The sequence below is a fragment of the Salinicola avicenniae genome, from assembly GCF_023736115.1.
GTDB classification, from domain to species: domain Bacteria; phylum Pseudomonadota; class Gammaproteobacteria; order Pseudomonadales; family Halomonadaceae; genus Salinicola; species Salinicola avicenniae.
The window spans coordinates 500,093-525,805 of the sequence record NZ_JAKQZC010000001.1 but is presented as its reverse complement, the minus strand read 5'-3'; the positions used below and the strand labels follow the sequence as shown (position 1 = coordinate 525,805).

24 protein-coding genes and 1 pseudogene are annotated in these 25,713 nt (G+C 64.3%); 10 read left to right on the top strand and 15 right to left on the bottom strand.

Features of this window, described 5'->3' with window-relative positions:
* The first annotated feature begins 267 nt into the window (after positions 1 to 267).
* Positions 268 to 1,911 carry a methyl-accepting chemotaxis protein gene (locus tag MC381_RS02375; protein WP_251976116.1) on the top strand — a complete coding sequence of 548 codons (1,644 nt, stop codon included), beginning with the start codon at positions 268 to 270 and terminating at the stop codon, positions 1,909 to 1,911.
* A gap of 185 nt (positions 1,912 to 2,096) precedes the next feature.
* Here the strand turns inward: MC381_RS02375 and MC381_RS02370 are convergent, their stop codons facing one another.
* The 4 genes from MC381_RS02370 to MC381_RS02355 all read right to left on the bottom strand — a co-directional run bounded on the left by MC381_RS02370 (position 2,097) and on the right by MC381_RS02355 (position 4,690).
* Positions 2,097 to 2,696 carry a cyclodeaminase/cyclohydrolase family protein gene (locus MC381_RS02370; RefSeq protein WP_251976115.1) on the bottom strand — a complete coding sequence of 200 codons (600 nt, stop codon included), beginning with the start codon at positions 2,694 to 2,696 and terminating at the stop codon, positions 2,097 to 2,099.
* 182 nt (positions 2,697 to 2,878) lie between these two features.
* Complete coding sequence (gene arfA, locus MC381_RS02365) at positions 2,879 to 3,031, bottom strand: alternative ribosome rescue factor ArfA (RefSeq protein WP_251976114.1); 153 nt, start codon at positions 3,029 to 3,031, stop codon at positions 2,879 to 2,881.
* Positions 3,032 to 3,236: 205 nt separating this feature from the next.
* Positions 3,237 to 3,818: a manganese efflux pump MntP gene (gene mntP / locus MC381_RS02360; RefSeq protein ID WP_251976113.1), complete on the bottom strand. Its 582-nt coding sequence runs from the start codon at positions 3,816 to 3,818 to the stop codon at positions 3,237 to 3,239.
* Positions 3,819 to 4,108: 290 nt separating this feature from the next.
* Positions 4,109 to 4,690, bottom strand: a complete 582-nt coding sequence (locus MC381_RS02355) for a TetR/AcrR family transcriptional regulator (protein ID WP_251976112.1) — start codon at positions 4,688 to 4,690, stop codon at positions 4,109 to 4,111.
* A gap of 122 nt (positions 4,691 to 4,812) precedes the next feature.
* Here MC381_RS02355 and MC381_RS02350 point away from each other — a divergent pair, with 122 nt between their 5' ends.
* Entirely contained in the window at positions 4,813 to 6,027 is a 1,215-nt protein-coding gene (locus MC381_RS02350; RefSeq protein ID WP_251976111.1) for an MFS transporter, read from the top strand.
* 337 nt (positions 6,028 to 6,364) lie between these two features.
* On the top strand, positions 6,365 to 7,633 hold the full coding sequence (locus MC381_RS02345; RefSeq protein ID WP_251976110.1) for a methyl-accepting chemotaxis protein: 1,269 nt from the start codon (positions 6,365 to 6,367) through the stop codon (positions 7,631 to 7,633).
* A gap of 162 nt (positions 7,634 to 7,795) precedes the next feature.
* On the opposite strand, the gene MC381_RS02340 is transcribed toward MC381_RS02345, so the two are convergent.
* The 10 genes and pseudogenes from MC381_RS02340 to MC381_RS02295 all read right to left on the bottom strand — a co-directional run bounded on the left by MC381_RS02340 (position 7,796) and on the right by MC381_RS02295 (position 18,000).
* Entirely contained in the window at positions 7,796 to 9,337 is a 1,542-nt protein-coding gene (locus tag MC381_RS02340; protein ID WP_251976109.1) for a phospholipase D family protein, read from the bottom strand.
* A gap of 98 nt (positions 9,338 to 9,435) precedes the next feature.
* Positions 9,436 to 10,056, bottom strand: coding sequence for an NUDIX hydrolase (locus MC381_RS02335; RefSeq protein WP_251976108.1), 621 nt, complete (start codon positions 10,054 to 10,056; stop codon positions 9,436 to 9,438).
* Positions 10,057 to 10,192: 136 nt separating this feature from the next.
* Positions 10,193 to 10,942, bottom strand: a complete 750-nt coding sequence (locus tag MC381_RS02330; protein WP_251976107.1) for a hypothetical protein — start codon at positions 10,940 to 10,942, stop codon at positions 10,193 to 10,195.
* Between the two features lie 183 nt (positions 10,943 to 11,125).
* A pseudogene (gene nrdF / locus MC381_RS02325) lies at positions 11,126 to 12,118 on the bottom strand (class 1b ribonucleoside-diphosphate reductase subunit beta); the annotation flags it as partial.
* Between the two features lie 72 nt (positions 12,119 to 12,190).
* Positions 12,191 to 14,362, bottom strand: coding sequence for a class 1b ribonucleoside-diphosphate reductase subunit alpha (gene nrdE / locus MC381_RS02320; protein WP_251976106.1), 2,172 nt, complete (start codon positions 14,360 to 14,362; stop codon positions 12,191 to 12,193).
* Complete coding sequence (nrdI, locus tag MC381_RS02315; protein WP_251976105.1) at positions 14,344 to 14,748, bottom strand: class Ib ribonucleoside-diphosphate reductase assembly flavoprotein NrdI; 405 nt, start codon at positions 14,746 to 14,748, stop codon at positions 14,344 to 14,346. The genes nrdE and nrdI overlap by 19 nt, the downstream gene beginning before the upstream one ends.
* A gap of 111 nt (positions 14,749 to 14,859) precedes the next feature.
* The gene (gene nrdH, locus MC381_RS02310) at positions 14,860 to 15,084 is read right to left on the bottom strand and encodes a glutaredoxin-like protein NrdH (RefSeq protein WP_189443231.1); all 225 of its coding nucleotides are present in this window, start codon (positions 15,082 to 15,084) and stop codon (positions 14,860 to 14,862) included.
* Positions 15,085 to 15,434: 350 nt separating this feature from the next.
* Positions 15,435 to 16,340, bottom strand: a complete 906-nt coding sequence (gnd, locus tag MC381_RS02305; RefSeq protein WP_251976104.1) for a phosphogluconate dehydrogenase (NAD(+)-dependent, decarboxylating) — start codon at positions 16,338 to 16,340, stop codon at positions 15,435 to 15,437.
* A gap of 130 nt (positions 16,341 to 16,470) precedes the next feature.
* The gene (gene ubiM / locus MC381_RS02300; protein ID WP_251976103.1) at positions 16,471 to 17,703 is read right to left on the bottom strand and encodes a 5-demethoxyubiquinol-8 5-hydroxylase UbiM; all 1,233 of its coding nucleotides are present in this window, start codon (positions 17,701 to 17,703) and stop codon (positions 16,471 to 16,473) included.
* Between the two features lie 114 nt (positions 17,704 to 17,817).
* Positions 17,818 to 18,000, bottom strand: a complete 183-nt coding sequence (locus tag MC381_RS02295; RefSeq protein WP_251976102.1) for a hypothetical protein — start codon at positions 17,998 to 18,000, stop codon at positions 17,818 to 17,820.
* 272 nt (positions 18,001 to 18,272) lie between these two features.
* Between MC381_RS02295 and MC381_RS02290 the strand changes: the two genes are divergently transcribed.
* Complete coding sequence (locus MC381_RS02290) at positions 18,273 to 18,749, top strand: DUF2501 domain-containing protein (protein ID WP_251976101.1); 477 nt, start codon at positions 18,273 to 18,275, stop codon at positions 18,747 to 18,749.
* Between the two features lies 1 nt (position 18,750).
* Here MC381_RS02290 and MC381_RS02285 read toward each other — a convergent pair whose 3' ends face one another.
* Positions 18,751 to 19,653, bottom strand: a complete 903-nt coding sequence (locus tag MC381_RS02285; RefSeq protein WP_251976100.1) for a LysR family transcriptional regulator — start codon at positions 19,651 to 19,653, stop codon at positions 18,751 to 18,753.
* A 136-nt stretch (positions 19,654 to 19,789) separates the two neighbouring features.
* On the opposite strand from MC381_RS02285, the gene MC381_RS02280 reads away from it, so the two are divergent.
* The 6 genes from MC381_RS02280 (at position 19,790) to MC381_RS02255 (ending at position 25,713) form a co-directional block, all read left to right on the top strand.
* Positions 19,790 to 20,767 carry a TDT family transporter gene (locus MC381_RS02280; protein WP_251976099.1) on the top strand — a complete coding sequence of 326 codons (978 nt, stop codon included), beginning with the start codon at positions 19,790 to 19,792 and terminating at the stop codon, positions 20,765 to 20,767.
* Positions 20,768 to 20,820: 53 nt separating this feature from the next.
* The gene (locus MC381_RS02275; RefSeq protein ID WP_251976098.1) at positions 20,821 to 21,879 is read left to right on the top strand and encodes a serine hydrolase domain-containing protein; all 1,059 of its coding nucleotides are present in this window, start codon (positions 20,821 to 20,823) and stop codon (positions 21,877 to 21,879) included.
* Positions 21,880 to 22,088: 209 nt separating this feature from the next.
* Positions 22,089 to 23,090: a TRAP transporter substrate-binding protein gene (locus tag MC381_RS02270; RefSeq protein WP_251976097.1), complete on the top strand. Its 1,002-nt coding sequence runs from the start codon at positions 22,089 to 22,091 to the stop codon at positions 23,088 to 23,090.
* Between the two features lie 8 nt (positions 23,091 to 23,098).
* Positions 23,099 to 23,656 carry a TRAP transporter small permease gene (locus MC381_RS02265; protein WP_251976096.1) on the top strand — a complete coding sequence of 186 codons (558 nt, stop codon included), beginning with the start codon at positions 23,099 to 23,101 and terminating at the stop codon, positions 23,654 to 23,656.
* Positions 23,653 to 24,939 carry a TRAP transporter large permease gene (locus MC381_RS02260; RefSeq protein WP_251976095.1) on the top strand — a complete coding sequence of 429 codons (1,287 nt, stop codon included), beginning with the start codon at positions 23,653 to 23,655 and terminating at the stop codon, positions 24,937 to 24,939. The genes MC381_RS02265 and MC381_RS02260 overlap by 4 nt, the downstream gene beginning before the upstream one ends.
* Before the next feature lie 96 nt (positions 24,940 to 25,035).
* Positions 25,036 to 25,713, top strand: a complete 678-nt coding sequence (locus MC381_RS02255) for an RraA family protein (RefSeq protein ID WP_251976094.1) — start codon at positions 25,036 to 25,038, stop codon at positions 25,711 to 25,713.

Sequence of the window (25,713 nt, the reverse complement as noted above, 5' to 3'; positions counted from 1 at the left end):
CCTAATAGAAAGCCTAATTATACTGAAGACTCAGGTTCTGTTTATTTTGGGAGCGCCCTAAAGAGGGCCTATCGAATGGGCGATATAACGAGTACATCAAGTCATCCGGGAGACTCGAAAAGCACTACTGCCGATTAAAAACTCTATAAAACAGCATCTTGATAAAAACAGGCCAAACCGGGAAAACGCGCTCGCTATAGACAACAAGAAAGACGAGGATTCGGCCAAAACTAATCAAACTTAGAAAACACACTTCGGGTTACTGCTATGAGACGCCTGTTCAATAACCTTTCGGTCAACACTTCTCTGACCGCGATGCTGATTGTCTTTAGTCTGCTGATTCTCTTAACCGCGGGTCTGGGCTATCTCGTCGACCGCAAGGGCGAGACAGCACTGGACGAGCTCAATGCCATCAATGTGCATCAGCTCAATGCCTTCAACCTGACCTGGGCCCATCTCGCCGATGTCCAACTAGACAGTACCAAGGCGGCACGGGCGCTGGAGCAGCGCAACACCGAGCGTGCGAGCCACTACCTCGCATTGGCCCAGGAAGCCATGGCGCTGGCGGCGCATCGCCACCAGCAGTTTGCGGATGAGCCAAAGTCACCGCGTGGCCAACCGCTCGCCAACGCCATCGAGGAAACCTACCAGCACCTGGTGGATGACGGCATCGCGCCACAGCTGGACGCCCTGAACCGAGGCGACATGGCAGCCTTCGAAGCGCTGTTGCCCGAAGTCGAGGCGACGTTCGCCGAGTTCCATCATGTCGGGCAGGATTTCATCGACTATGCGGATGCGCGCGGTGCCGGCCTGATGGCGGAAATCACCGCCTTCCAGCAGCGTGCCGACCTGATCAAGATCGGCGTGCTCCTGCTGGCTATCGTGATCGTGGTGATGGTACGTCAGGGGATCGCACGGACCATCGTCCGCCCGCTGCGCCAGGCCGCCACCCATTTCGAGGCGATCGCCGGCGGCGACTTCACGCGCCCGATTCACGTCGACGGCCGCAACGAGATCGGCACGCTGTTCCGCGCCATGCGGGAAATGCAGACCGGTCTGTCGAGTACCGTACTGACGGTACGCCAGGCGAGCGGCGCCATCCACGTCGGCAGTCGCGACATCGCGCAGGGCAATATGGATCTCTCGGTACGCACCGACGAACAGGCCGCCTCCTTGCAGGAAACGGCCGCCAGCATGGATCAGATTACCGAGACGGTGAAGCAGAACGCCGATAACGCCGCCCAGGGTAATACGCTCGCGGGCGAGGCCAGCGCCAGCGCCAGCCAGGGCGCGGAGGTGATCGCGGCAGTCACGAGCACGATGCAAGCGATCTCCGAGAGTGCCAAACGCATCCACGAAATCATCGGCGTGCTCGATGCGATCACGTTCCAGACCAACCTGCTGGCGCTCAATGCCTCGGTGGAGGCAGCCCGTGCCGGGGAGCACGGCAAGGGATTTGCTGTCGTGGCCGACGAGGTCCGTAACCTGGCCAGTCGCAGCGCCGACTCCGCTCGCGAAATCCGCGGCCTGATCGAGACCTCGAACCGCCAGGTGGCGGACGGGGACAGGCTGGTCAAGGAGGCCGATGGTGCCATGCAGACGCTGCAGAGTTCGATCCGCCAGGTCGCCGATATCATGCAGGAGATCTCGGCGGCCTCGCGCGAACAGAGCATGGGCATCTCTCAGGTCAACCAGGCGGTCGGGCTGATGGACGAGGTGACCCAGCAGAACGCGGCACAGGTGCAGCAGGCAGCGACCGCGGCGCAGACCCTCGAGCAACAGGCCAATCAGCTCGCCGACGCCGTGGCGACCTTCCGGCTCGAGGAGTCCGAGCGCGGCAGTCACCTTCAGAGCGCGGCAAGCCGGACGTCTGAAGCCGGTACGCCAGCGCTGCAGGCAACGTTCGCCTGACCGAGCAGGAACAGTCCAGCTGGGTGGCCGACTGCCGCCAGACTCACGGGGCCTGCGCGCAGGCGTCGAAGCGACGGTGCAATGCCCACCCCGAACGGGACCGGGAAACATGGGGGTATCGGTCTAGGGCGGCTTGGTCGACGACGAATCCGGGCGCTTGGGGCTTGCCTGGCTCGTTCACCGCGTCAGTCCGGCGGATCGAGCTGTCGCCGATAGGCCTGCCCGGCTTCTCGCAGCTCCCGACAGCGCGCTTCATGCGACAGGCGGCCGACCGAATCCGGTTGACCGGCCAGATTGGCCTCGACGCCGACCAGCAGAGCCTCCAGCGCACCGCCGAGCAATGCGGCCCCGGCACGGATATCGCTTTGCAGCATCGCACCGGTCAACGGACGGATGTCGAGCGCCAGGGCCAGTGCCGCCAGACACCGTTCGGCCGCCGCCAGCGGAATGCGTATCGCCTCCTCCCCCGCTGCCGCCAGCGCCGCTTCCCGCTGCTGACGCGCGTGAGCGCTATCTGCCGGACGTTTGCGCGCCTCGAGATAGCGAGAAAAAGCGGCAGCATCGTCATCGACTGCCGCCGCCAGCGCACGCTGCAAGCTTTCGCCTGCCTCGATCAGGCGTTGCTGTGCATCGCTCTTGTCATTCGCCAGTTGTACGCCCTTGAGCACAAGAGAAAGCCCCAAACAGCCATTGAGCGCAGCCGCCGCACCACACCCGGGCGTGGAGCGCGTTTCGACCGCTCGCTGAAAATCGTGCAGCGGCATGTGCCAGAGAGAGGAGGACATGAAAGGCTCCATCGCGGATGTCTCTTCTAGCGTAGACGTCTAGCTATCCGGAAGAAGACGGGACGCCATAAACCGAGAATGGGGCGGCATCGAAAGCGCGAGTGCTTACGAAGCGTTAAAAAACAGAAGCGGGGGCATCGGGGTGCCAGCGGGCGGAGAGCGCCATGGCCAAGCGGTCGGTCTTAGGCCGCTTGGCGATAGCGCCCTCCCTGAGGGGCGCGACCCTTGCGGGTATAGCTGCCCTTGCCTTTCTTGGGTTGCTGTTGCTGCTGCCGAAACTGCGGTGAGCGCAGTGCGGCCTTGAGCGCGTTATCCCGAATCGGGTGGCGGCTCATGTTACCTCCAGAAAACTGTGTCGTGCAGAAAACTAAGTCGTACAGAAAACCATGTCGTGCAGAAAACTAAGTCGTACAGAAAACCATGTCGTGCAGAAAACTAAGTCGTACAGAAAACCATGTCGTGCAGAAAACTAAGTCGTACAGAAAACCATGTCGTGCAGAAAACCATGTCGTGACGCGTGATCTCTCCCGGGGCGGCGGCTCATCCCACCTGGGTCGACAGATGTTCGTAGAGCACCGTGGCGCCAATACCGACCAGCACCAATCCGCCCAGAACCTCGGCGCGCTTGCCGACGATCGAGCCGATCGCACGCCCGAGCAGGATGCCTATCGTCACCATGAACATCGTGGCCAGGCCAATCGTTGCGGCGACCAGCACGATGTTGACGTCGGTGAAGGCTAGCGTCACGCCGACGGCCATGGCATCGATGCTGGTCGCCAGCGCGGTGGCGGCCATGCCCCACCGCGACGCGCGTCGGGATGTCGCCGGCGTCTTGTCACCCTGCCGTTCGACCTGCAGCCCGGACCAGACCATGTGTAACCCCAGCCCCCCCAGCAGCACGAAGGCGACCCAGTGGTCCCACTCGGCAATGTAGCGGGCGGCCACCATGCCAAGGGCCCAGCCGATCACCGGCGTGATACTTTCGATCGCGCCGAAAATCGCGCCGATGCGTAGCGCCTCACCGACTCGCGTACGATCGAGCGCCGCGCCCTTGCCGACCGAAGCGGCAAAGGCATCGGTCGACATCGCGAAGGCCAGCAGAATGAAGGATGCAGGGTTCATGACATTGTCCAGCCGGTGGTTCCCATGACACCGCCGGCACCCGACGTTGCGCGCGGCAGTATCCATGGTCTCGCCAACCGAGATCGGTGTCCGCGCCACGGTCAAGGACCGAGCATGTTGACGCGAACGTCGCCCTGATGGCGACCGGCTACTCCCCAAGGAGAATCCCACTCTAGTCCGGCAACCGCCAAAATTCAATAAATCACTGAAAAAGAAGGAAAAATTCACCAGAGTTAATTGATGAGGCTGATGTTAATCAAGTTAATGTCGGTTGAACCTTGATAGGTCGGTTACGCGGGATCGCGGCCACGATCAGCCGGTCCGCCCAGGCTATGGGCGATCCATCGGGCCAGGTTGGCAGGCGTCGCCGCGGCGCGATCATAGAGCAGGCGATAGGTCATGGGCGCGATCACGCCATCGACAAGCCGCGGAATCTCTGGCGTCCATTCGCCCCGCTGCCGCGCGCGCCAGCATAGGGTCTCGAGCACTGACTCGGTATAGCGGCGACAGCGCTCGCGCCGGGCATCGTCGGTGCTCGCCATGATGTCGTTGAGGGCCAGACGCCCGGGCACCGACAGCATCTCCTCGAGATAGTGATCGCCCCAGGCCTGAAGATCACCGGCCAACGTGCCGGTATCCGGCAGTGTCTCATCGGGGCGCAGCCGCTCCAGCGAGACATCCGCCAGCAGCTCGGCCAGATTACCCCAGCGCCGGTAGAGCGTCGACGGTGTCACGCCGGCGCGCTCGGCGATCCTCGGTATCGTCAGCATCTCGCGCGAACCGCTCTCCTGCAGCGCTCGCACCGCGGCGTGCACCGCCTGCTGCACTCTGGCACTTCGGCCGCCAGGCCGAACTCCTTCCCTGCCTGTCATGGTCTCTATCCGCCGAGGGCGCGCTCCGGGGCGCCGGAGACAAACGCAAAAAGTTTGCTTTATGAGCCTGCTAAGCTCAGACTCCTGCCTAACGCAAAATTTTAGCATTAATGGAATCCTTCATGGCACCGCCCTCGTCCGCCGGCTCGACCAACGTCTATCCTTCGCCACGCCCGGGCGCCCTGCTCTATTACACCCTGCTGATGGTGACCTTTCTCGCCGCCTCCAGCGCACCGACACCGCTCTATCAGGCGTATCAGACCGCCTGGGGCTTTTCGACCACCTGGCTGACGCTGATCTTCGCCAGCTATATCTTTGCCCTAATGATCACGCTGCTGGTTACCGGCTCCCTCTCGGATTATCTCGGTAGACGTCCGGTAGTGGCGGTCGCGATCGTTCTCGAACTGCTGTCGATGGGCCTGTTTCTGCTCGCCGACGATCTGGTCTGGCTGCTGGCCGCACGCGTCATGCAGGGGATCGCCACCGGCGTGGTGACCAGCGCCCTGGCGGCCGCCATGCTCGACAGCGACCATACCCGCGGCCCGGTCATGGCCAGCATCGCGCCACTCTGCGGGATGGGTATCGGTGCGCTGGTGGCCGGGGCGCTGGTTACCTATGCCCCGTCGCCCATGCATCTGACCTATGCCCTGCTGGCGGCCCTGCTAGCCCTGCAACTGCTGCTGCTTCGGCGAATTCCCGAGAGCGTCGAACGCCGCCCGGGTGCCATGGCGTCGCTGCGCCCCCGGGCGCGCGTACCGCCACCGGTTCGCGGGCCGCTGCTGCGCACCATTCCCGCCGTCATCTCGTCCTGGGCGCTGGGCGGTTTCTCGCTATCCCTCGGGCCCATGCTGGTCGAGCGCGTCAGCGGTATCCACAATCCGGTGGTCGACTGCCTGATCACCTTCCTGCTGCCGTTCGTCGGCGGCATCAGCATTCTCTACTTGCGGGCCCGACCGCCCCATGTTCCCCTGCTGATCGGGACCGCCTGCCTGATCGTCGGCATGCTGCTGATGCTCTCCGGCGTCCATCTGCAGCTGCTGGCCCTGCTGCTGTTCGGGGCGGCGGTCGCCGGCGTGGGCTTCGGCGCCGCGTTCATGGGCGCGATGCGCACGATCATGCCCATGGCTCCCGCCCATGAGCGCTCCGCGCTGATGGCCGCGTTCTACGTGATCTGCTATCTCTCCGCGAGCTCTCTGGCCCTGCTCGGCGGTATCGCGACCCAGCATTTCGGTCTGCTGCCGACCACCTACGCCTATGGCGGCCTGGTCGCGCTGCTGTCACTGGCCGCCTTCCTCGGTACGCTGATACAACGGCGCCTGGACGCTCACGCGCGCTGATTCGGCGTCCCGCATGACGCTCTGTCCCGACGCCCTCCCACTCCTTCAAGACGGCAACCTCGCCGCTAGCCCTTATCCGGGCCGGCGGCGCGGCTTGGCGCGTGACGTTTTGTCACCGTCTGCGGAACTCAGCCCCGTGCGATGATTTTGCCCGGCATCCGCACCCGCCTGGCGTTACCACCGCGTGACGCAAAGAGGGTGACCGCCACCGCTGGCCAACGCGCTCAAGGCAGCGCTCGACCGGCCGATAATCCGTTATCGGGGAGGGGTAACGCTGCACGCCACCGCACCCGCCATCCCGCTTTCGCTCAGCCAATTCGAAGATGGATGCTGCCGCATGAAACGAATCGACGATCTCACCGTACGCACCAGCTGGATTCTTGTGGTCGCGGCCTTTGCGCTACTGGTCCTGGCCGAGGCCGGCCTGGCCGCCTATGCCGTCAATACCGGTGGCCAGGGGCTTTTGGATACCGGCTGGCTGAACATGGCCATCGGCATCACGGTCGTGATGACCGTGCTGCTGGTCGGCATCATCCTGTGGGGCGTGACGGCCAACGTGATCCGCCCGCTTAACCGCCTCGTCGGACATTTCGAGCGGCTGGCCGACGGCGACCTGTCCGGCGCGGTGGAGAGTCGTGGCAACAATGAGATCGGGCGCCTGTTCAAGGCGCTGGAGAGCACGCGCAGCCATCTGGCACGCACGGTCGGCAATGTTCGCCGCGCCAGCGACAATGTGCATGGCGGCGCGACCGATATCGCGCAGGGCAATACCGATCTCTCCTCGCGCACCGAGCAGCAGGCGGCCTCGCTCGAGGAGACCGCCGCCAGCATGGAACAGCTGACATCGACCGTACGCCAGAATACCGACAACGCGCGTCAGGCCAGCCAGCTGGCCGACGAAGCAACCGGTGTCGCGAATCGCGGGGGGGAGGTCGTTGGCCAGGTGGTGACGACGATGCACGAGATCAGCGCCAACTCCCGCCAGGCGGTGGAGAATCTGGATACGATCGACTCATTGGCGTTCCAGACCAATATCCTCGCGCTCAATGCCTCGGTCGAGGCCGCTCGTGCCGGCGAGCAGGGGCGCGGCTTCGCGGTTGTCGCCAGTGAAGTGCAGACGCTGGCCCGCCGCTCGGCGGACGCGGCCAAGCAGATTCGCGAACTCATCCAGGGTTCGGCGGAACGAGTCGAGGCGGGGACCAAACTGGTCGACAATGCGGGCGCAACCATGACCGATATCGTCTCGGCGATCAGCCACGTCAACGACATCATGCGCGAGATCGTCACCGCCTCGGAAGAGCAGACCAACGGCATCACCCAGGTCAATCAGGCGATCACCCAGATGGACGAGGTGACACAGCAGAATGCCGCATTGGTCCAACAGGCAGCCAATGCCGCGCGCACACTCGAGCAGGAAGCCGACGAACTGCAGACGCTGGTGGCCATCTTCCGACTGGACGCCGTGGATAGTGCCACGCCGCGCATGAATGCGCCGGCGCCGCAGCGCCTCAACGCCGCCACACCCATGCCTGCCCAGGCTACGCGCCCTTCCGCCGCGCCGCAGACGAACCGTGCCACCGAAGCTGAAGAGTGGACCGAGTTCTGAGCCGGCGGCGCTCGAAACCCGACCCACCGTATCTCATCCCCAGCACCACGTCTCAAGGTGTCAATCCCGGCGCCCGATTCCCGGACCGTCACCTTGAGGACCGTCACCATGGACAGCGGCTAGCGCAGTGCCCGATAGCCGCCTCGCAGCGTCTTGGGTAGATCACAGCAGCCACTCCACCGGCAGCTTCGAAATCAGCCAGACGGTGCCTCGCTGCCACCAGGTCGAGTTGGGCTCATGCCGATAGATCTCGCGTCGATCTCCGTCCAGCGCTATCCACTCCATGTCGCCATCGCGATCCAGTCTGACCCGGTAAGCGAGCCGGGGAATGTCCTCCTCGAACAGCGCCGCCATCTGCGCCGCGAGCGCGGGACTCTCGATGACGAAGCCCAGTTCGGTGTTGAGGTTGGCGGAGCGCGGATCGAAATTGAACGACCCTACGAATAGCCGCTGGCCATCCAGCGCAAACGTCTTCGCATGCAGGCTGGCCCCGGAGCTGCCGAAGAGGCCTACCTGACGGCCGGCTGCCGAGTGCTGCCGCCGGAGCTCGTAGAGCGTGACGCCGGACTCGAGCAACGTACGACGCTGGCGGGTGTAGCCGGCATGCACCGCCAACACGTCGGTCGCGGCCATCGAGTTGGTCAGCACCTGTACCTGGATGCCACGCGCGGCCATCTGGCGAAAAATCTCGCTGCCGGCATCGGTCGGCACGAAATAGGGCGACACCAGCAGGAAGGTGCGATCACTGGCCTCGGCCAGCGCCATGATGTGGCTCAGCACCAGGCTGTCCGACGAGGCCTGCCCCAGACCCTTGGCCGGATCGTCACTGAGCAGCTCGACATCCGCCCACTCGAGCGACAGGTTGCCCGTCTCCAGGCGCCGAATCAGCGCCGAGCGCTCCAGCGCCTCCTGATAGGCCCTCGCTTCCGGCGCGGTTTCGAGCGCTCTGGCTCGCGCTGCCAAGGACGACGAATCGTCGGGGGCGACGTCGTCGACCACGTCGGCGACCGGATACGACGAGTCGCTGGCCCAGTAACGATCGAAATCGCGAGAAAGCGCTTGAACTACCGGGCCGACGGCCAGCACGTCCAGATCCGCGAACAGGATGCCGTCATCGGCGCCGAAGTACTCATCGCCAACGTTGCGCCCCCCGATGATCGCGGCCTGATTGTCCGCGGTGAACGACTTGTTGTGCATGCGCCGGTTGGCGCGGGAAAAATCGGTCAGGTAACCGAGCCACTTGAAATCCCGATGCCTGAACGGATTGAACAGGCGGACGTCGATATTGGGATTCGCATCGAGCGTGACCAGCGTGTCATCCATCCCTGTCGTCCCGTTATCGTCCAGCAGCAGGCGCACGCGAACTCCGCGGTCGGCGGCGTCTCGCAGCGCATCCAGCAGCAAGGTGCCGGTCAAGTCGTCGCGCCAGATATAGTACTGAACATCCAGCGTCCGCTCCGCCGCCCGGGCCAGCAGCAGGCGCGCCGCGAAGGCTTCCCGAGGATCGAGCATGGGGTGAATGCCGCTACGACCGGCCGGCTCGCGCGCCGCGCGTGCCTCGACCGCGCGCCCCAGCACCGTATCGGCGGTCGCTTCGGCGGGCAGGGCACGGGAGACCGAGCGCCCCTCCGGAGGTGGCAAGGCGGTGCATCCCGCGACGCTACACAGTACGAACGCCATGCCCAGCCAGCCGATCCGCCGCATCCGGGATTCTCCTCGCCTGAGCGCATTGTTGGCCTCGAACCGCGAGCCACCAGCCTGACGGCCGGCGGCGGAGAGACGCTTTCACGGTCGATGGGATATCAATCGATTATCGCGGGTCGCTGCGGATCGGCCAAGTAGGCGAAAGCATCGGCGATATCCCGCGCGATGACGCGAGGTTCGGAAAGCGGCGGCAGGTCGTCGGGCGAAAAATAGGCCGCGTCATGGACCTCGTGGCCGGGGTCCAGGGCCGCGCCGTCGAGCCGCTCGCAGAGAAAGAAGAACTTGTAGAAATCGACCACATCCGGCGGATAGGCATGCCGCGCCTTGTGACGGATGGCGTAGAGGCGAGACGCCGCGACGCGAATGCCGGCCTCTTCCCACACCTCCTTGACCGTATTGTCGGCCGCGGAGACGCCGACCTCGGCATAGCCGCCGGGCATCGTCCAGCGACCGTCCATCTTCTCCTTGACCAGCAATATCCTGCCGTTATCGATGATCGCCCCGCGCACGTCGATCTTGGGAGTCACATGCCCCTCCGCGGGGCCCAAGGTCAGCGAAACGCGTTCGAGCGGTATCTCGCCCAGCGTCGCCATCATCGTACGAGAGAGCTCGGCGATCTCTTCGTAGCGTTCACGATCGAACTTGTCCCGGGTGTAATGCAGTCCGGTATCCGCGAGGGCCGACAGGCGCTTGGCCCAGGCGAGCCATTGATCTTCCATGAGAGGTTTCCCGGTCACGACAGGTAGAAAAGAGAGGCCTCCAAGACTAGCAAGCGCGATGGGGCTACGTCAGGCCTCGGCGACGCAGCCGGGCAACGCCGAGGCATGGCGGGACAAGCGGCGAGAGACGTGCGCCTCAGCCAGCGGCGGGTGAATCCCCCCTAGGATGGGGGCCTCGAGCATGATGTGGCGGGCGCGTCAGCGCCTCGTAGGCGGTCAACTGGTCATCGCTCAGCACCTCGGAGAGCGCCGCCTGCCGCTGCTCGATGAGCTGCCGGACGGTCGCGCTGCGGGCGTCGTGCTCGGCATCAGGCGCCCTGCGATCGGGCCGCTTCAACGCGTGCAGGCCATCGAAGAAAGTACGCTCCGCGTTCCTGACCTCGGCACTCTGCTGCTCGCTCAGATGCCAGCTGGCGAAAAGCGGTTCGAAGCGCTGCTGCCAGTGCGACGCCCATGCTTCCCGGCTCGGCTGGTCGGCGACGTCAGGGCCGTCATGAGGGCGCCGCATCGCTGGGCGCGGACGCTCGAGCATCTGGTAGGCGTGCAGCTGTGCATCGCTGAGCGTCCCCAAAAGCTGGTCACGCTGCTGCTCGAGCAGCGATTCGACGGCGGCGCGACGCGACTCGCGCGAAGCGTCGTCGCGCGAATCATGCAACTGCCTCAGGCCGGCACGAAATTCACTGTCGGAGCGGGCCAGCGCGGCAAGCTGATCGTTATCCAGCGACCAGCTCGCGACCACGGCGTCCTTGAGCGGGTTGGCCTGGACGCGCGGCTCGCCATGCACCACCGGGGTATGAGTGGAATCGTTCGATCCGGCCTGGGCCAGCGGAGACAGAGAGGCGGCCGCCACGGCGAGCGCCAGCAAAGAGGATATCGGACGTTTCATGGGGGACACTCCAGGTTGCGCACCGAGACAGGGTGCCGCCCCACTATCGCGACGCTTCGTGCAGCCAGTGTGCAGCGAGCATGGAAGCTCGGCGCACGGCGCCTGTCGATTCGCCTCGCCGACAACGCGAAACCGCCCCATGAGGGGCGGTTTCCGGCGCATCTCCGACACATCCTGGTGTACTCAGAATGCCCAGTCGTCGTCCTCGGTACTGACCGTCTTGCCGATCACGTAGGAGGAGCCGGAACCGGAGAAGAAGTCGTGGTTCTCGTCGGAACCGGGCGAGAGCGCAGCCAGAATCGCCGGGCTGACATCGGTGACGCTCGCCGGGAACAGCGCTTCGAAGCCCAGGTTCATCAACGCCTTGTTGGCGTTGTAGTGGAGGAACTTCTTGACGTCTTCGGTCAGGCCGACGTCGTCATAGAGCGCTTCGGTGTACTTGACCTCGTTATCGTAGAGCTCGTGGAGCAGTTCGTAGGCGTAGATCTTGATCTCTTCCTGACGCTCCGTCGGCAGCTTGGCCAGCTGCTGCTGGAACTTGTAGCCGATGTAGTAGCCGTGAATGGCCTCATCGCGAATGATCAGGCGAATCAGGTCGGCGGTGTTGGTCAGCTTGGCGCGGCTGGACCAGTACATCGGCAGGTAGAAACCGGAGTAGAACAGGAACGACTCGAGGAAGGTGCTGGCGACCTTGCGCATCAGCGGATCGTCGGCACGATAACGCTCGAGAATCAGATCGGCTTTCTTCTGCAGGAACGGGTTCTCCTCGCTCCAGCGATAGGCATCGTCGACGTCGCGCGTGGCGCAGAGCGTCGAGAAGATCGAGCTGTAGGAGCGCGCATGGACCGACTCCATGAAGCTGATGTTGGTGATCACCGCCTCTTCGTGCGGGGTCACCGCATCGTCGATCAGGCTCGGCGCGCCCACCGTACCCTGGATGGTGTCGAGCAGGGTCAGACCGGTGAACACGCGAATGGTGAGCTGCTGCTCATGCTCGGTCAGCGTATTCCAGGAGGGAATGTCGTTGGAGAGCGGAATCTTTTCCGGCAGCCAGAAGTTGCCGGTCAGGCGGTTCCAGACCTCCAGGTCCTTCTCGTCCTGCAGACGGTTCCAGTTGATCGCATCGACCCGGCTCAGGCGACGGGCGGCGGAAGTAGCGGGCATATCCATGGGCGTTCTCGTTCGGTTGGCGCCGGTGCGGAGGGGACATCACGCCCGGCGCGTTCAAACACATTCAGCGATTCAGGCTTACAGCGTGCAGGAGACGCAACCCTCGACTTCGGTCCCCTCCAGCGCCGCCTGACGCAGACGGATGTAGTAGATCGTCTTGATGCCCTTGCGCCAGGCGTAGATCTGCGCCTTGTTGACGTCGCGGGTCGTCGCCGTGTCGCGGAAGAACAGCGTCAGCGACAAACCCTGGTCGACGTGCTGTGTCGCCTCGGCGTAGGTGTCGATGATCTTCTCGGGGCCGAGCTCGTAGGCATCCTGATAGTACTGCTGGTTCTCGTCGGTCAGGTACGGCGCCGGATAGTAGACGCGGCCCAGCTTGCCTTCCTTGCGAATCTCGACCTTGGCCGTCACCGGGTGGATGCTCGAGGTCGAGTTGTTGATGTACGAGATCGAGCCGGTCGGCGGGATCGCCTGCAGGTTACGGTTGAACAGGCCATGCGCCATGACCGAGGCCTTCAGCTCGCGCCAGTCGTCCTGGGTCGGAATTTGGATGCCGCTGTTCTCGAACAGTGCGCGCACCTTCTCGGTCTTCGGCAACCACGCCTGCTCGGTGTACTTGTCGAAGTACTCACCGCTGGCATAGGTCGACTGCTCGAAGCCGGCGAAGCGCTGGTTGCGCTCGATGGCGATGAGATTGGAAGCCCGGATGGCGTGGAATGCCACGGTGTAGAAGTAGAGGTTGGTGAAGTCCAGCCCCTCTTCACTGCCGTAGAAGATGTGCTCACGCGCCAGATAGCCGTGCAGGTTCATCTGCCCCAGGCCGATAGCGTGGGACTTGGCATTGCCTTCGGCGATCGACGGCACCGAGGTGATATCGCTCATCTCGGAAACGGCGGTCAGGCCGCGGATCGCGGTTTCGACGGTCGCGCCGAAATCCGGTGAATCCATCGCCTTGGCGATGTTGAGCGAGCCCAGGTTGCAGGAGATATCCTCGCCGATCTTGCGATAGCCGAGATCGTCGTCGTACTCGGTCGGCGTGTTGACCTGCAGGATCTCCGAGCAGAGGTTCGACATGTTGATCCGGCCGTGGATCGGGTTGGCACGGTTTACCGTGTCCTCGAACATCAGGTACGGATAGCCGGACTCGAACTGCAGCTCGGCGATGGTCTGGAACAGCTCGCGCGCGTTGATCTTCTTCTTGCGAATACGCCCGTCGTCGACCATCTCCTCGTACTTCTCGGTGATGCTGATGTCACCGAATGGCACGCCGTAGATGCGCTCGACGTCGTAGGGCGAGAAGAGATACATCTCCTCGTTGCGCTTGGCCAGCTCGAAGGTGATGTCCGGCATGACGATGCCGAGCGACAGCGTCTTGATGCGGATCTTCTCGTCGGCGTTCTCGCGCTTGGTGTCGAGAAAACGCAGGATATCCGGATGGTGCGCGTTGAGATAGACCGCACCCGCACCCTGGCGCGCGCCAAGCTGGTTGGCGTAGGAGAACGCGTCCTCGAGCATCTTCATGATCGGGATGATGCCGGAGGACTGGTTCTCGATACGCTTGATCGGCGCCCCTGACTCGCGCACGTTGGAGAGCGAGAACGCCACGCCGCCGCCGCGCTTGGAGAGCTGCAGCGCCGAGTTGATGGAGCGCCCGATGGACTCCATGTTGTCCTCGATGCGCAGCAGGAAGCAGGAGACCAGCTCGCCACGCTGCTGCTTGCCGCAGTTGAGGAAGGTCGGCGTCGCCGGCTGGAAGCGGCCGTGAAGGATCTCGTCGACCAGGTGCCGCGCGAGCGTCTCGTCACCGCGCGCGAGCGACAGCGCGACCATGCAAACGCGATCTTCGAAGCGCTCGAGGTAGCGCTTGCCGTCGAAGGTCTTGAGCGTATAGCTGGTGTAGTACTTGAAAGCGCCCAGGAAGCTCTGGAAGCGGAACTTGACCGCATAGGCCTGATCGAACAGCGCGCTGACGAAGTCGAAGTCGTACTGATCGAGCACGGCCGACTCGTAGTACCCCTCTTCCACCAGGTAGTCGAGCTTTTCCTTCAGCGAGTGGAAGAACACGGTGTTCTGGTTCACGTGCTGCAGGAAATACTGACGCGCGGCCTCGCGGTCCTTGTCGAGCTGCAGACGGCCTTCGGCGTCGTACAGGTTCAACATGGCGTTGAGCGCGTGGTAGTCCAGCGTCTTGGCGTTGTGGTCGGCCGCGGGTCGCGTTGCCGCCGCTTTGTCTAGGCTGAGCGTTTCCAAAATTCATTCACCCCTGCAATAACGCGACGGACATCTTCTTGGGTGCCCATCAGCTCGAAACGGTAGAGATACGGTATCTGGCATTTCTGCGCGATCACCCGACCGGCCAGGCCAAAGGCCGCTCCAAAATTGGAGTTGCCTCCGGCAATCACGCCCCGGATCAGGGATCGGTTGTGCTCATCGTTGAGAAACCGGATGACCTGCGGCGGCACCGAGGTTTTCGGATCGCCATCGCCATAGGTCGGCACGATGAGAATATAAGGCTCGTCGGCACGCAGGGGCGGGTCGTCACGATTCAGCGGAATGCGGCTTGCCGGTATGCCCAGCTTTTCCACGAAGCGTCGCGTGTTGCCTGACTTGGTCGAAAAATAGACCAGCTCAGCCATGACGATCTCCCGCGCTCTGCGCCATATCGGACAGCGTGAGAGTGCGCCACCCGACAAGAGAAAACGAGACTGCTGCGCCCGAGGGACCTCGGACGCCAAACTAGAGAGGGATCAGGCGACCAGCGTGCTGATCTTGTCCGGGCGGAAACCGGCCCAGTGGTCTTCACCGGCCACGACGACCGGGACTTGGCGATAGCCCAGATCCTGTACGCGCTGCATCGCATCGGCGTCCTGCGTCAGGTCGACCACGGTATAGTCGATCCCTTGTTTGTCCAGGGCGCGGTAAGTGGCGTTGCACTGGACGCAGGCAGGTTTGCTATAGATCGTGATGCTCATGATAATCATTACCATCCGTGACGTGATGAGACGCCCATCGATGTGCGATGGCGCGGACCTGTTGGCGCGGAAATGACGCTATCGCCCCGTCTCCGCCGCCTCTGAGAAACACTATATATGGTAGGCCATCGCTTTTCCAAGCATAGATGTGGTCTTTTTTTGTGAGATTCCTGTGGACAATTTTTCGCCTCTCCAGAGCCCGCGTCATAGCGCGCCTCATGGCCTGTCAAGCGTCTCGAAATTTCTCTCTCTCAACGAAAATGCGCCAACCGACTAGTGTCGAAAGGCGCATTTCGGTACTACATCTGGTAGCCGATTCATGACCACGATTCAGCGGACAGGCAGCGGGGTCAGTCCGACTTGATCGCGTGGCCGCCGAACTCGTTACGCATCGCGGCGAGCAGCTTGTCGCCAAAGGCATCCGACTCGCGGGAACGCAGACGCTCGAGCAGCGACAGGGTAATGACCGGCGCGCTGACGTCAAGCTCGACCGCCTCGGCCACGGTCCAACGCCCCTCGCCGGAATCCGAGACATAGGGCGCGATACCCGCCAGAGCGGGGTTCTTGTCCAACGCATTGGCGGTGAGATCGAGCAGCCAGGAACGCACCACGCTGCCATGACGCCAGATCTCGGCGACCTGATGCAGATCGAGATCGAACTCGGTCTTCTTCTGCAGGATCGCGAAGCCCTCCGCATAGGACTGCATCATGCCGTACTCGATGCCATTGTGGATCATCTTGGAGAAGTGCCCGGCGCCACTCGGGCCGACGTGGCCCCAGCCCTTGCCGGCAGCCGGCGCCAACGTCTCGAACAGCGGCGCGAGCGAGTCGACCACGGCCGTCTCGCCGCCGACCATCATGCTGTAGCCTTCGGCGAGCCCCCATACACCACCACTGGTGCCGACATCGACATAGTGAAGGTCGTGCTCGCGCAAGCGCTCGGCCCGCGCCACCGTGTCCTTGTAGAGCGAGTTGCCACCGTCGATGACGATATCGTCAGCCGAGAGCAGCGGCTGCAGTTCGTCGAGCAGCGTATCGACGAGCGCGCCCGCCGGAATCATCAGCCAGACGATGCGCGGCGTCGGCAACGCCTCGACCGCCGCGGCCAGCGAGGCCGCAGGCTCGATACCCTTCCCGGCCGCGCGTGTCAGAGCCTCCTCGCCAGGATCATGCCCAACCACCCGATGACCGCCACGCACCAGCCTTTCGGCCATGTTGGCGCCCATGCGCCCCAACCCCACCATTGCCAGATCCATGTAAGCTCCTGTGACAGGGAAATGACGCCAGGGTCGGCGAGTCGATCACGGCGCCGGCACGACGAAACCTGACGATAGCGTTACCAGAATAGCGGAAAACCTGGGGGCAAAACGTGGGCGCCAGACGCTGTCAGGATTTATCCGCCGAGCGCATGAGATGCCCGGCGATGAGCCGGCGCACCGGCCAGGCCGCCTCGCCGACACGCAGCACCGCCTTACGCAGCAGTCGCGCCGGGGCGCGATCATCGGTATAGAGTCCGACCACCGCCAGGGTGGCCGCGAACAACGGCGCTGTCGCCAGCCGCTGTTCGTGCTGGTAGCGCTTGAGCAAGGCCAACGCCCCCAGATCCTCGCCGGCTTGATAGGCGTCGCCAAGCCGATTGGCCAGGCGCCAGAGCCCCTGCAGCCCCAGGTTGAAACCGTGTGCGGTGACCGGATGCATGCCGACGGCCGCATCACCGATCAGCGCCTGCCGCGGTGCCACGAAGCGCTCGGCATAGACGCTCGCCAACGGGTAGCTGTGCGGCTCCGCCGCGCGCGTCATCGTGCCAAGACGATGCTCGAATCGCGCGGTGATGTCGGCTTCGAAGGCCGCTTGCGGTAGCGCCAGCAGTGCTTCCATGGCCGCCGGCGGCAACGTCAGCACGACCGAGGAGCAGTGTGCATCGACCGGCAGCAGCGCCAGCGTCTGACCGTGGCCGAACCACTCCCAGGCGGTGTGGTCGTGCGCGCGCTCGTGGTGCATGCGGCACACCAGCATGTGCTGGCCGTGCTGGTAGGTGTGCGCGGGAATGCCCATGCGCCGGCGCGTCATCGAGAAACGGCCATCGGCCGCGACCAGTAGCGACGCCTCGAGGCACTCGCCGTCGTCGAGGCGAATCGTCACATGCGTATCGTCGGCCTCGAACCGCGCGATCTCGCGCGCGTCGCGCCAGAGAATCTCGCCGGCGGGAGTCGCCGTGTCGCCCGCGGCAGTCTCTGTCGTCAGCGCAGCATAGGCGGCCCGACGAATCGTCTGGTTGGGCACCAGGCAGCCAAGTGGCTCATCGTGTCGCGACGAGGGCGCGATCTGCATGGAGAACAGCGACTGGCCGTCGAATACCTTGGCCGCGCGTAGGGGTGCGCGGGCCTCGGCGGGGATGTGCGAGCCGACCGATAGCGCCTCGAGGATCTCCTGCGACGCCTGCGTCAGCGCGATCTCGCGGCCATCGCCGGGCGGATTCGCCAGCGCTTCGCGCGACTGCCGGTCGATCAGCGCCGCGCGAATCCCGCGGCGCGACAGCGCTCTGGCGAAGCAGAGTCCGATCGGGCCCGCGCCGACGATGGCCACGTCGACCCGTGTGTTGGGGGTTGCCTCATCCATCTGTGCCGTCCCTGCTGAACCGAGAACGTACCGTAACGGAAAAGCGTCGCGTGGCGAAGCGACAAAGCGGCACGCCGGCGCGCTTTCGCGCCGGCCATGCCGCTCGCATCGGCCCTACTCGTCGTAGACGCGGGTGTGCCCCAGCTTGTCCTTGAAGACCTTCTCCTCGAACTCGACTTCCAGATGCTTGTCGCCCTTCTGTCTCAGCCGATGATACTCCAGACCGCTGAAGCTCAACTCCAGCTGATCATCGTACGTCTCAAGCAGCTGCTTGAATTCGCCCACGGTAATGATCATGACGCCTCCTTGGTTGGTCGCTGGCGGGCCGCTCTCCTTCGCGACCCGCCTGTCAGCCTAGACCATTCCGCCGGCATCGAGCCAAGGACCGGCCAGGCGCCAGCATGGACAAGTGCCGACCACTGCTCTAGCGTGAGCGCGCCAGGACGGCACATCGTCATCCGACGTTTCCGGGTTGATCGAGACGTCGCTATTAGTCGCTACCGGGTTATACGGCGCCTCATCGACACACGCCCGTGTGTCTCATCGATAGCAAGCCGGGAGTTACCTGCATGCCACGTCATCTCGTTGTCACCACGCTCTCCACCATCCTGCTGACGGCCACCCTGAGCGCGGCGCCGCTGGCCAATGCCTTCAGTCTCGACAGCGCCACGCAAAGCGCCGGCAATCTGCTGTCCGGTCAGTCCAGTTCCGGCGCCAGCGCCAGTAGCGGCGCGTCGCTGTTGAATGCGCTCGGCAGCGGCTCGCTGAATCTCGGCAGCGTACAGAACGCAGCCGGCGTACTCGGCTACTGTCAGGAGCAGGGATACATGGAGAGCACCAGCGAGCGCGTCAAGAATCGCCTGATGGAACAGTTCGGCGGCCAGGCCCAGGCCGAGCAGTCGACGTCCTATCGCGAAGGGCTGAGCGGACTGCTTCAGGGCGGTAATGGCCAGTCCTTTAGCCTGACCGGCCTCAAGGACCAGCTCGGCGAGCGCGCCTGCGGCATGATCGCCGACCAGGCGATGTCGTCGTTTCTCGGCGGCTGAGTCAGGGCGACGGTAGCGCGGCCCCCTCCTGCCACGTCTGGCAGAAGGCGAGAAACCGCTCGATCAGGGGGCTGCGATACTTGTCGCGGTGCACGACCAGGCTGAACTCCCGCGTCATGGCCAGCCCCACATCGATCTCGACCAGTCGCCCGTCGCGCAGCGCGTGACGGGCCTCCAGCGTCGATACGCAGGTCAAGCCGAGTCCGACCGCGGCGGCGTTGATGATCGCTTCGGCGGAGTTGATCTCGAGCGCGATACGCCAATTCGGCAACTGAGGGGCGATAAAGCGCATGAACTGCTCGCGGGTACCCGAACCGGGCTCGCGCAGCAGCCAGTCGTGCGCGGCCAGCGAGGCGACCTCGACGGCGCCGCGGCCGGCCAGCGGATGCTCCGGCGCCGCCACCACGCACATGCGATCCTGCCGCCACGGCAACACCACGAACCGCTCGTCGGCCAAGCGTCCCTCGATCATCCCGATATCGTGCTCGAACGCTTCCAGCGACGCGCAGATCGCGGCGCTGTTGGCGATCGTCACCTGCTGCTCGCGATGCCCCGTCGCCGCCCGAAAGTCCCGTAGCAGGCTCGGCAGCAGCTGGTGGCCGATGGTATAGCTCGCGCCGATATGCAGCTGTCCGCCCAGCGCCTCGTTGCCGAACAGATGATCGATCGCCTCGCTCCGCGCCAGTAGCTCATCGGCCAGTGGCAGCAGACGCCGCCCCTGGTCATTGAGATGCAGCCGGTTACGGTGGCGGTCGAACAGCGCGCGGCCACACTGCTTTTCCAGCTCGGCGAGCGCACTGCTGACCGCCGGCTTGCTCAGGAAAAGACGCGCTGCCGCCTGCGTCAGCGTGCGCTCCCTGGCCACGGCCACGAACACCTGCAGCTGACGGAACGTCATGGCCATCGCGCATCCTCGCCGCTCTCGACAAAATCGTTAGATTTTACAGAACAGATAGTGAAAAAAGTTAAAATATAACGATAGCGCGATTTGCCATAAGGTGTCTCTCCCTTGCCACGCTATCCGACACGCGGAGAGAGCCATGCCTCACCGGCGCCTTAGACTCAGCAATGCCCCGACGCCCATGGCCGGACTGGCGCTGGGCCTCTCGAGCCTCGGCTGGGCCTGGGAGAGTTTTGCCCCGCTGGATGGCCTGGCGCAAGCCGCCGGCGCGGCCGTCGGGGGCTTGCTACTGCTGCTGTTGAGCGCCAAGTTCGTGTGCCATCCGCACCTGCTGCGGTCCGACCTGGCGCATCCGGTGATCGGCAGCGTCGTGCCCACCTTCGCCATGGCTACCATGGTGGTGTCGAAGTCCGTCACGCAGTGGCTATCGCACGATGTCGGCGTCGCGCTCTGGCTGGTGGCCGTTGCACTGCATCTCGCCTTCCTCGTCGCGTTCGTCGTTCATCGCGCCCGCCGGTTTGCGCTTCATCAAATGGTCCCGGCGTGGTTCGTCCCGCCGGTAGGCATCATCGTCGCCGACGTCGCCTTTCCCGGCGTCGACGCGCTGCACCCGCTGGCCACGGCGCTGCTCTACTTTGGCATGGGGCTTTATGCGCTGCTGCTGCCGATCATGGTCTACCGCCTGATCTTCGCCGACGAGATCCCCGACCCGGCCAAGCCGACTATCGCCATCATGGCGGCGCCGGCGAGCCTGTCCCTGGCCGGTTATCTGACCGTCGTCGCCGAACCCTCCGCGCTGCTGGTGGCACTGCTGGGCGGCATCGCGGTGCTGATGACGCTGGTCATCTATCTGGCCTTCTTCACGCTGCTGCGCCTGCCCTACAGCGCCGGCTACGCCGCCTTCACCTTCCCCATGGTGATTGGCGCCACGGCGTTGGCGAAGACCGCCGTCTGGATGCAAGGGCAAGGCTTCAGTGGTCACGACATTGCCATCGTGCACGGTCTGGCGACGCTGGAGTTGGGCGTCGCGACCATTATCGTCGGCTACGTCACCCTTCGTTACCTGGCGTTCTACCTACAGATCGGGCGCGCGGGCGCCTCAATTCGCACGGCATGAAGGGCGACATCTCCCCATGGAAGATCGCGGCGGCATGCGCCACACTCGATGTCATGCCCAATCCCAAGCCACGCCCTCACTCGACGCCGGCCGCCCGCACTCTCCGTTGGCGGCTCGGCTTTCTCGCCCTGCTGGCACTACTGCCGCTGCTGACACTTCATTCAGCCGTCGCGTCACTGCCCCCCGACCAGCGGGCCAGTATCGTCGAACGCGCCAGCGAGCTGCCGCGCAGCCACACGCTCATGGTCGCGATCGACGGCGAGACCGTGATCGACGAAGGCTTCCGCGGTCATTCGACGGCCGCCACGGCCAATATCAAGTCGCTCTCCAAGACAGTGATCGCCACCCTCATAGGCATCGCGATTGATCGCGGCGTGTTCGAGAGCGCCGATCAACCGATCGTCGAGCTGCTGGGGGAGCGGGTCCCGGCCGACATCGACCCACGCGTGAACGACATCACCGTCGGCAACCTGCTGTCGATGCAGGCGGGCCTCGAACGGACCTCCGGCGGCAACTACGGTGGCTGGGTCACCAGTTCGAACTGGGTCCGCGATGCCCTGACGCGCCCCTTCGTCGGCGACATCGACGGGCGCATGCTCTACTCCACCGGCAACACCCACCTGCTCTCGGCGGCGCTCACCGAGGCCAGCGGCCGTAGCACCCTGGCCCTTGCCCGTGACTGGCTAGGCACACCACTCGGGTTTGCCGTGCCGCCCTGGACCCGCGACCCGCAGGGCATCTACTTCGGCGGCAACGAGATGGGCCTGACACCGCGAGCGATCCTGCGATTCGGCGAGATGATCCGCCGGCAGGGCGAATACGACGGTCGGCGGGTCCTATCCCGCGACTGGATCGCGCGGTCATGGCAGCCGCGCACCCGTTCCTTCTACAACGGCGATGACTATGGCTATGGCTGGTTTCTCGGCGAGATCGCCGGCGAAGCGGTCTATTACGGCTGGGGCTACGGCGGCCAGCTGCTCTACATCGTGCCCGGCCGCGCGCTGACCGTGGTCATGACCTCCGACCCCACGCCGCCCGCCAGCGGTAGTGCCTATAACGAACGCGTCGAAGCCCTGGTCGCCGAGCTGATCGAGGCGACCGACGACGCGTAAGGCCCCATCGTGCCGACGCCCAGGCCCGCGATTCCCGCCTCGCCGACCTGCGGCGCAAAAAACGCTTATCCCCACCCAAAGAAAAATCGATTGGACGCTCCGTTCGAGAATCGATTTCCTCTCATCAACGCGACTCACTTATGACGTCCGGCAGGCAAGGTCTTTTCGCCCTGTCGGGCAACGACTCCAAGTACAACAGAGAGCGCCTCATGCAACGAACGATCCTGGCTGCCGCCCTTGCCGCGGTCACCGCCGCCTCGCTGACGACACCGGCTTACGCCGAGACCTGGCGCATGGCGACCAAGATGCCGGTGGACAGCCCCGAAGGTCAGCTGTTCCAGCACTTCGCCGAGCGTGTCGACGACTACACCGACGGCGACCTCACCATCCAGATCTTTCCCAACGAGCAGCTCGGCAAGGAAGACGCCGTGCTCGAGCAGATGCAGTCCGGCGTCGTCAACATCTACGCCGAGAGCTTCGCCTTCATGAAACGCTGGGAGCCACAGTTGGCCTGGGTCGTCGCGCCCTTTGCCTTCGACGACCAGGCACACTGGTCGCGCTTCATGAACTCCGATCTGGTCGACGGCTGGTTTGCCAATGCCGCCGAGCAGTCCGGCATCGTGCCGCTGGGCGACCCCTCCGCGATCGTTCGCGGCCCTTACCGCGTCCTGGTCTCCAACACGCCGGTCGACTCGATCGACGACGTGGCGGGCCTGAAGATGCGTCTGCCGCCGAACCAGCTGCTGATGAAGGCGTGGGACAACCTCGGCGCCCAGGTCATGACGCTGCCCTGGACCGAGGTCTATCAGTCGATCTCCAAGGATATCGTGCAGGCCGTCACCAGCCCGATCTCGATGGTGGAAGCGATGCGCTTCAACGAGGTCGCCCCCCATATCGCCCGCACCAACGAGTACTATCAGTCGATCGGTTTCATGACCAACCAGGCCGCCCTCGAGGCGCTGGACGACGACACGCGCGAGGGCCTGATGCGCGCTTACCGGGAGACCGGTGAGGAGAGCCAGACAGCCATGGCCGAGGTCGCAGATGCCAGCCTCGAACGCATGCAGCAGGATGGCGTCAGCTACACCGAGCTGGACACGCAACCCTTCATCGAGCGGACGCGCGAGCTTTACGAGCGCCTGGACGCCGAGGGCGACCTGCCGGCAGGCTTCCTGCAGAGCGTGCAGGATACCCGCGACGTCACGGAGTGAGCGACACCATGCGTGATGCCCTGACGCCGCTGCAGCGCCTCGTGGCATGGCTCGATCGTGGTCTGTGGTCGCTCGGCGGACTCTGGCTCTGGCTCTGCAACGGCTGTCTGCTGGGGATGCTGACGCTGACCGCGGCCACCTTCCTGCTCCGCCCCTTCGATATCTCGGTGTGGTGGTTCTGGCCGTGGACGATGGTGCTGTTCATCTGGCTCAGCTTCCTCGGCTTCTTTGCCATCCACGTGCGTCTCAAGGACGTGCGCATCGACTTCCTGGTCAAGCGGCTCGGACGGGCGGCTGACGCCATCAGCCGGCTGCTCGCCGACGCCGTGGCACTCGGCGTCTGCCTGCTCATCGTGCAGCAGTGGGCCACGGTTCTCGGTGCCGCCGCAGGCTATGTCGAAGGCGCCCTGCTACCCGGCGGCGAGGAACTGCCGCGTCAGGCGCTGTTCGTGCCGCTGTTCATCTCCTGCGTGCTGGTAGCGCTGACGGCGCTGGTCGACATCGCCAAGCTCTGCGTCGGCCTGCCCGAGAATCACGCCCCCATTCACCCGGAGGTCGCGCCATGATCTATGCGCTGTTCGGTGCCTTTCTCGTCCTGATCCTGCTGCGCGTACCGATCTCGATCGCCATCGGCGGCGCGGTGACGCTCGCCTTCCTGACCTCGGATTTCTCGACGGCGCTGCAGATCATCCCGCAGCAGATGCTGGAAGGGGTCAACAAGGCATCGCTGACGGCGGTCCCCTTCTTCATCATGGCCGGCAACCTGATGAACGCGACCGGTGTCACCGACCGCATCTTCGCTTTCGCCAACGCGCTGGTGGGGCACTTTCGTGCCGGACTGGCGCAGGTCAACGTGCTCTCCTCGATGATCTTCGCCGGCATCTCCGGCGCTGCGGTGGCCGACTGCGCCGGCCTCGGCGCAATCGAGATCAAGGCCATGCGCGAGCGCGGCTATCGCGGGGACTTCTCGGCCGCGATCACCGTCGCCTCGTCGGTGATCGGGCCGCTGATCCCGCCCTCGATCGGGCTGGTGATCTATGCCTTCCTGGCGCAGGTATCGATCGAACGCATGTTCCTCGCCGGTCTGGTGCCGGGACTGCTGGTGGGGCTATCGCTGATGCTCTACCTGCGCCTGCGCGCCACCCGCGAGCGTTTCCCCATGCAGCCTCGCGCCTCATCGCGAGACGTCGCCGCCGCCGGCAAGCACGGCTTCCTCGCCCTGCTCGCACCGGCGATCATCCTCGGCTCGATCATGACCGGTTTCGTCACCGCCACCGAGGCCGGTGTGCTGGCCTGTCTCTACTGCATTGGCCTCGGACTCTGGTATCGCGAGCTGACCTGGAAGAAGTTCCGCGAAGCGCTCACCGATACTACCTCGATGACCGCGGTGATCATGATCATCATCGCCTTCTCCATCGCCATGGGCTGGGTGCTGGCGATCGAACAGGCGCCACAGCAGATCGCCGATCAGATGTTCGCCCTGACCGAGAACCACAACGTCTTCCTGCTGTTGCTGCTGGTGTTCATCGTCATCGTCGGCTGCGTGGTCGAGGGCGTGCCCGCCAAACTGATCCTGGTGCCGACGCTGTTGCCGGTGATCGACGCCTACGGCATCGATCGCGTGCACTTCGGCATCATCATTCAGCTCGGCCTGCTGCTCGGTATCGCCACGCCACCCATGGGCATCGGCCTCTACATCGTCTCCAACGTCGGCCGGGTGCGCTTCGAGGATGTCACGCGGGCCGTGCTGCCGATGCTGATACCGCTCTTTCTGGTCCTGCTTCTGGTGACCTTCGTGCCCAATCTCGTGACCTTTCTCCCCGACCTGATACTGGGACCGTCGTCGTGACCGGCGGCGGTCCGCGGCGCGGATGACGACAAATCGACACCCGCGGCAATCCGTCGACCTATCGGTAACCTCACTCACAAGGACAAGAGCAACGACATGAGCCAACTGCGCTACAAGATCAATCCGATGCCCGAGCCGATCGCCGCCGACAAGCTCGAGCGCCTGGCCAAGCTCGAGACCGCGACCCTCGGTCACTTCTATCACTTCGGCTTCGCCACGCCGGAAATCTCGCCGGTGCTGCCGGGCAAGACCGTCGTCGGCACCGTCTGCACGCTGGCGATTCCCGGCCTCGACAGCACGCTGCTGCACCACTGTCTGGCGCAGATGGGGCCGGGCTACTTTCTCGCCGTCGACCGTCTGGGCGATCGCAAGTATGCCTGCTGGGGCGGCGGCGTCACGCGCATGGCGGCGTCGATGCAGATCGCCGGCGGCTGCGTCGACGGCCCGCACACCGATACCGCCGAGATCCGAGAGCAGGATTTCCCGATGTGGTCGCGCGGCGCCTCGCCGGTCACCACTCGGCTCTACAATACGGGGGGCGGATTCAACATTCCGGTCTCGATCGGCGGCGCCGCCGTGCTGCCAGGCTATGCCGTGCTGGCGGACGAGTGCGGTGTCCTGTTCATCGCGCCGGAGGATCTCGATGCCGTCCTTGAGGCGGGCGAGGCCAAGACGGCCAAGGGGCTCCAGAACGAGGCGCGCGTCAGCGCCGGCGAGCGCCTGGGCGATCTGACCGGTGCCACGCGCATGATCGAAGACACGCTGGCGAACTGA

Bases quoted from the DNA above. Each gene is read 5' to 3' on its own strand.
- MC381_RS02375 (WP_251976116.1), top strand. From the start codon at position 268: ATGAGACGCCTGTTCAATAACCTTTCGGTCAACACTTCTCTGACCGCG.
- MC381_RS02370 (WP_251976115.1), bottom strand. From the start codon at position 2,696: ATGTCCTCCTCTCTCTGGCACATGCCGCTGCACGATTTTCAGCGAGCG.
- arfA (WP_251976114.1), bottom strand. From the start codon at position 3,031: ATGAGCCGCCACCCGATTCGGGATAACGCGCTCAAGGCCGCACTGCGC.
- mntP (WP_251976113.1), bottom strand. From the start codon at position 3,818: ATGAACCCTGCATCCTTCATTCTGCTGGCCTTCGCGATGTCGACCGAT.
- MC381_RS02355 (WP_251976112.1), bottom strand. From the start codon at position 4,690: ATGACAGGCAGGGAAGGAGTTCGGCCTGGCGGCCGAAGTGCCAGAGTG.
- MC381_RS02350 (WP_251976111.1), top strand. From the start codon at position 4,813: ATGGCACCGCCCTCGTCCGCCGGCTCGACCAACGTCTATCCTTCGCCA.
- MC381_RS02345 (WP_251976110.1), top strand. From the start codon at position 6,365: ATGAAACGAATCGACGATCTCACCGTACGCACCAGCTGGATTCTTGTG.
- MC381_RS02340 (WP_251976109.1), bottom strand. From the start codon at position 9,337: ATGCGGCGGATCGGCTGGCTGGGCATGGCGTTCGTACTGTGTAGCGTC.
- MC381_RS02335 (WP_251976108.1), bottom strand. From the start codon at position 10,056: ATGGAAGATCAATGGCTCGCCTGGGCCAAGCGCCTGTCGGCCCTCGCG.
- MC381_RS02330 (WP_251976107.1), bottom strand. From the start codon at position 10,942: ATGAAACGTCCGATATCCTCTTTGCTGGCGCTCGCCGTGGCGGCCGCC.
- nrdI (WP_251976105.1), bottom strand. From the start codon at position 14,748: ATGGCTGAGCTGGTCTATTTTTCGACCAAGTCAGGCAACACGCGACGC.
- nrdH (WP_189443231.1), bottom strand. From the start codon at position 15,084: ATGAGCATCACGATCTATAGCAAACCTGCCTGCGTCCAGTGCAACGCC.
- gnd (WP_251976104.1), bottom strand. From the start codon at position 16,340: ATGGATCTGGCAATGGTGGGGTTGGGGCGCATGGGCGCCAACATGGCC.
- ubiM (WP_251976103.1), bottom strand. From the start codon at position 17,703: ATGGATGAGGCAACCCCCAACACACGGGTCGACGTGGCCATCGTCGGC.
- MC381_RS02295 (WP_251976102.1), bottom strand. From the start codon at position 18,000: ATGATCATTACCGTGGGCGAATTCAAGCAGCTGCTTGAGACGTACGAT.
- MC381_RS02290 (WP_251976101.1), top strand. From the start codon at position 18,273: ATGCCACGTCATCTCGTTGTCACCACGCTCTCCACCATCCTGCTGACG.
- MC381_RS02285 (WP_251976100.1), bottom strand. From the start codon at position 19,653: ATGGCCATGACGTTCCGTCAGCTGCAGGTGTTCGTGGCCGTGGCCAGG.
- MC381_RS02280 (WP_251976099.1), top strand. From the start codon at position 19,790: ATGCCTCACCGGCGCCTTAGACTCAGCAATGCCCCGACGCCCATGGCC.
- MC381_RS02275 (WP_251976098.1), top strand. From the start codon at position 20,821: ATGCCCAATCCCAAGCCACGCCCTCACTCGACGCCGGCCGCCCGCACT.
- MC381_RS02270 (WP_251976097.1), top strand. From the start codon at position 22,089: ATGCAACGAACGATCCTGGCTGCCGCCCTTGCCGCGGTCACCGCCGCC.
- MC381_RS02265 (WP_251976096.1), top strand. From the start codon at position 23,099: ATGCGTGATGCCCTGACGCCGCTGCAGCGCCTCGTGGCATGGCTCGAT.
- MC381_RS02260 (WP_251976095.1), top strand. From the start codon at position 23,653: ATGATCTATGCGCTGTTCGGTGCCTTTCTCGTCCTGATCCTGCTGCGC.
- MC381_RS02255 (WP_251976094.1), top strand. From the start codon at position 25,036: ATGAGCCAACTGCGCTACAAGATCAATCCGATGCCCGAGCCGATCGCC.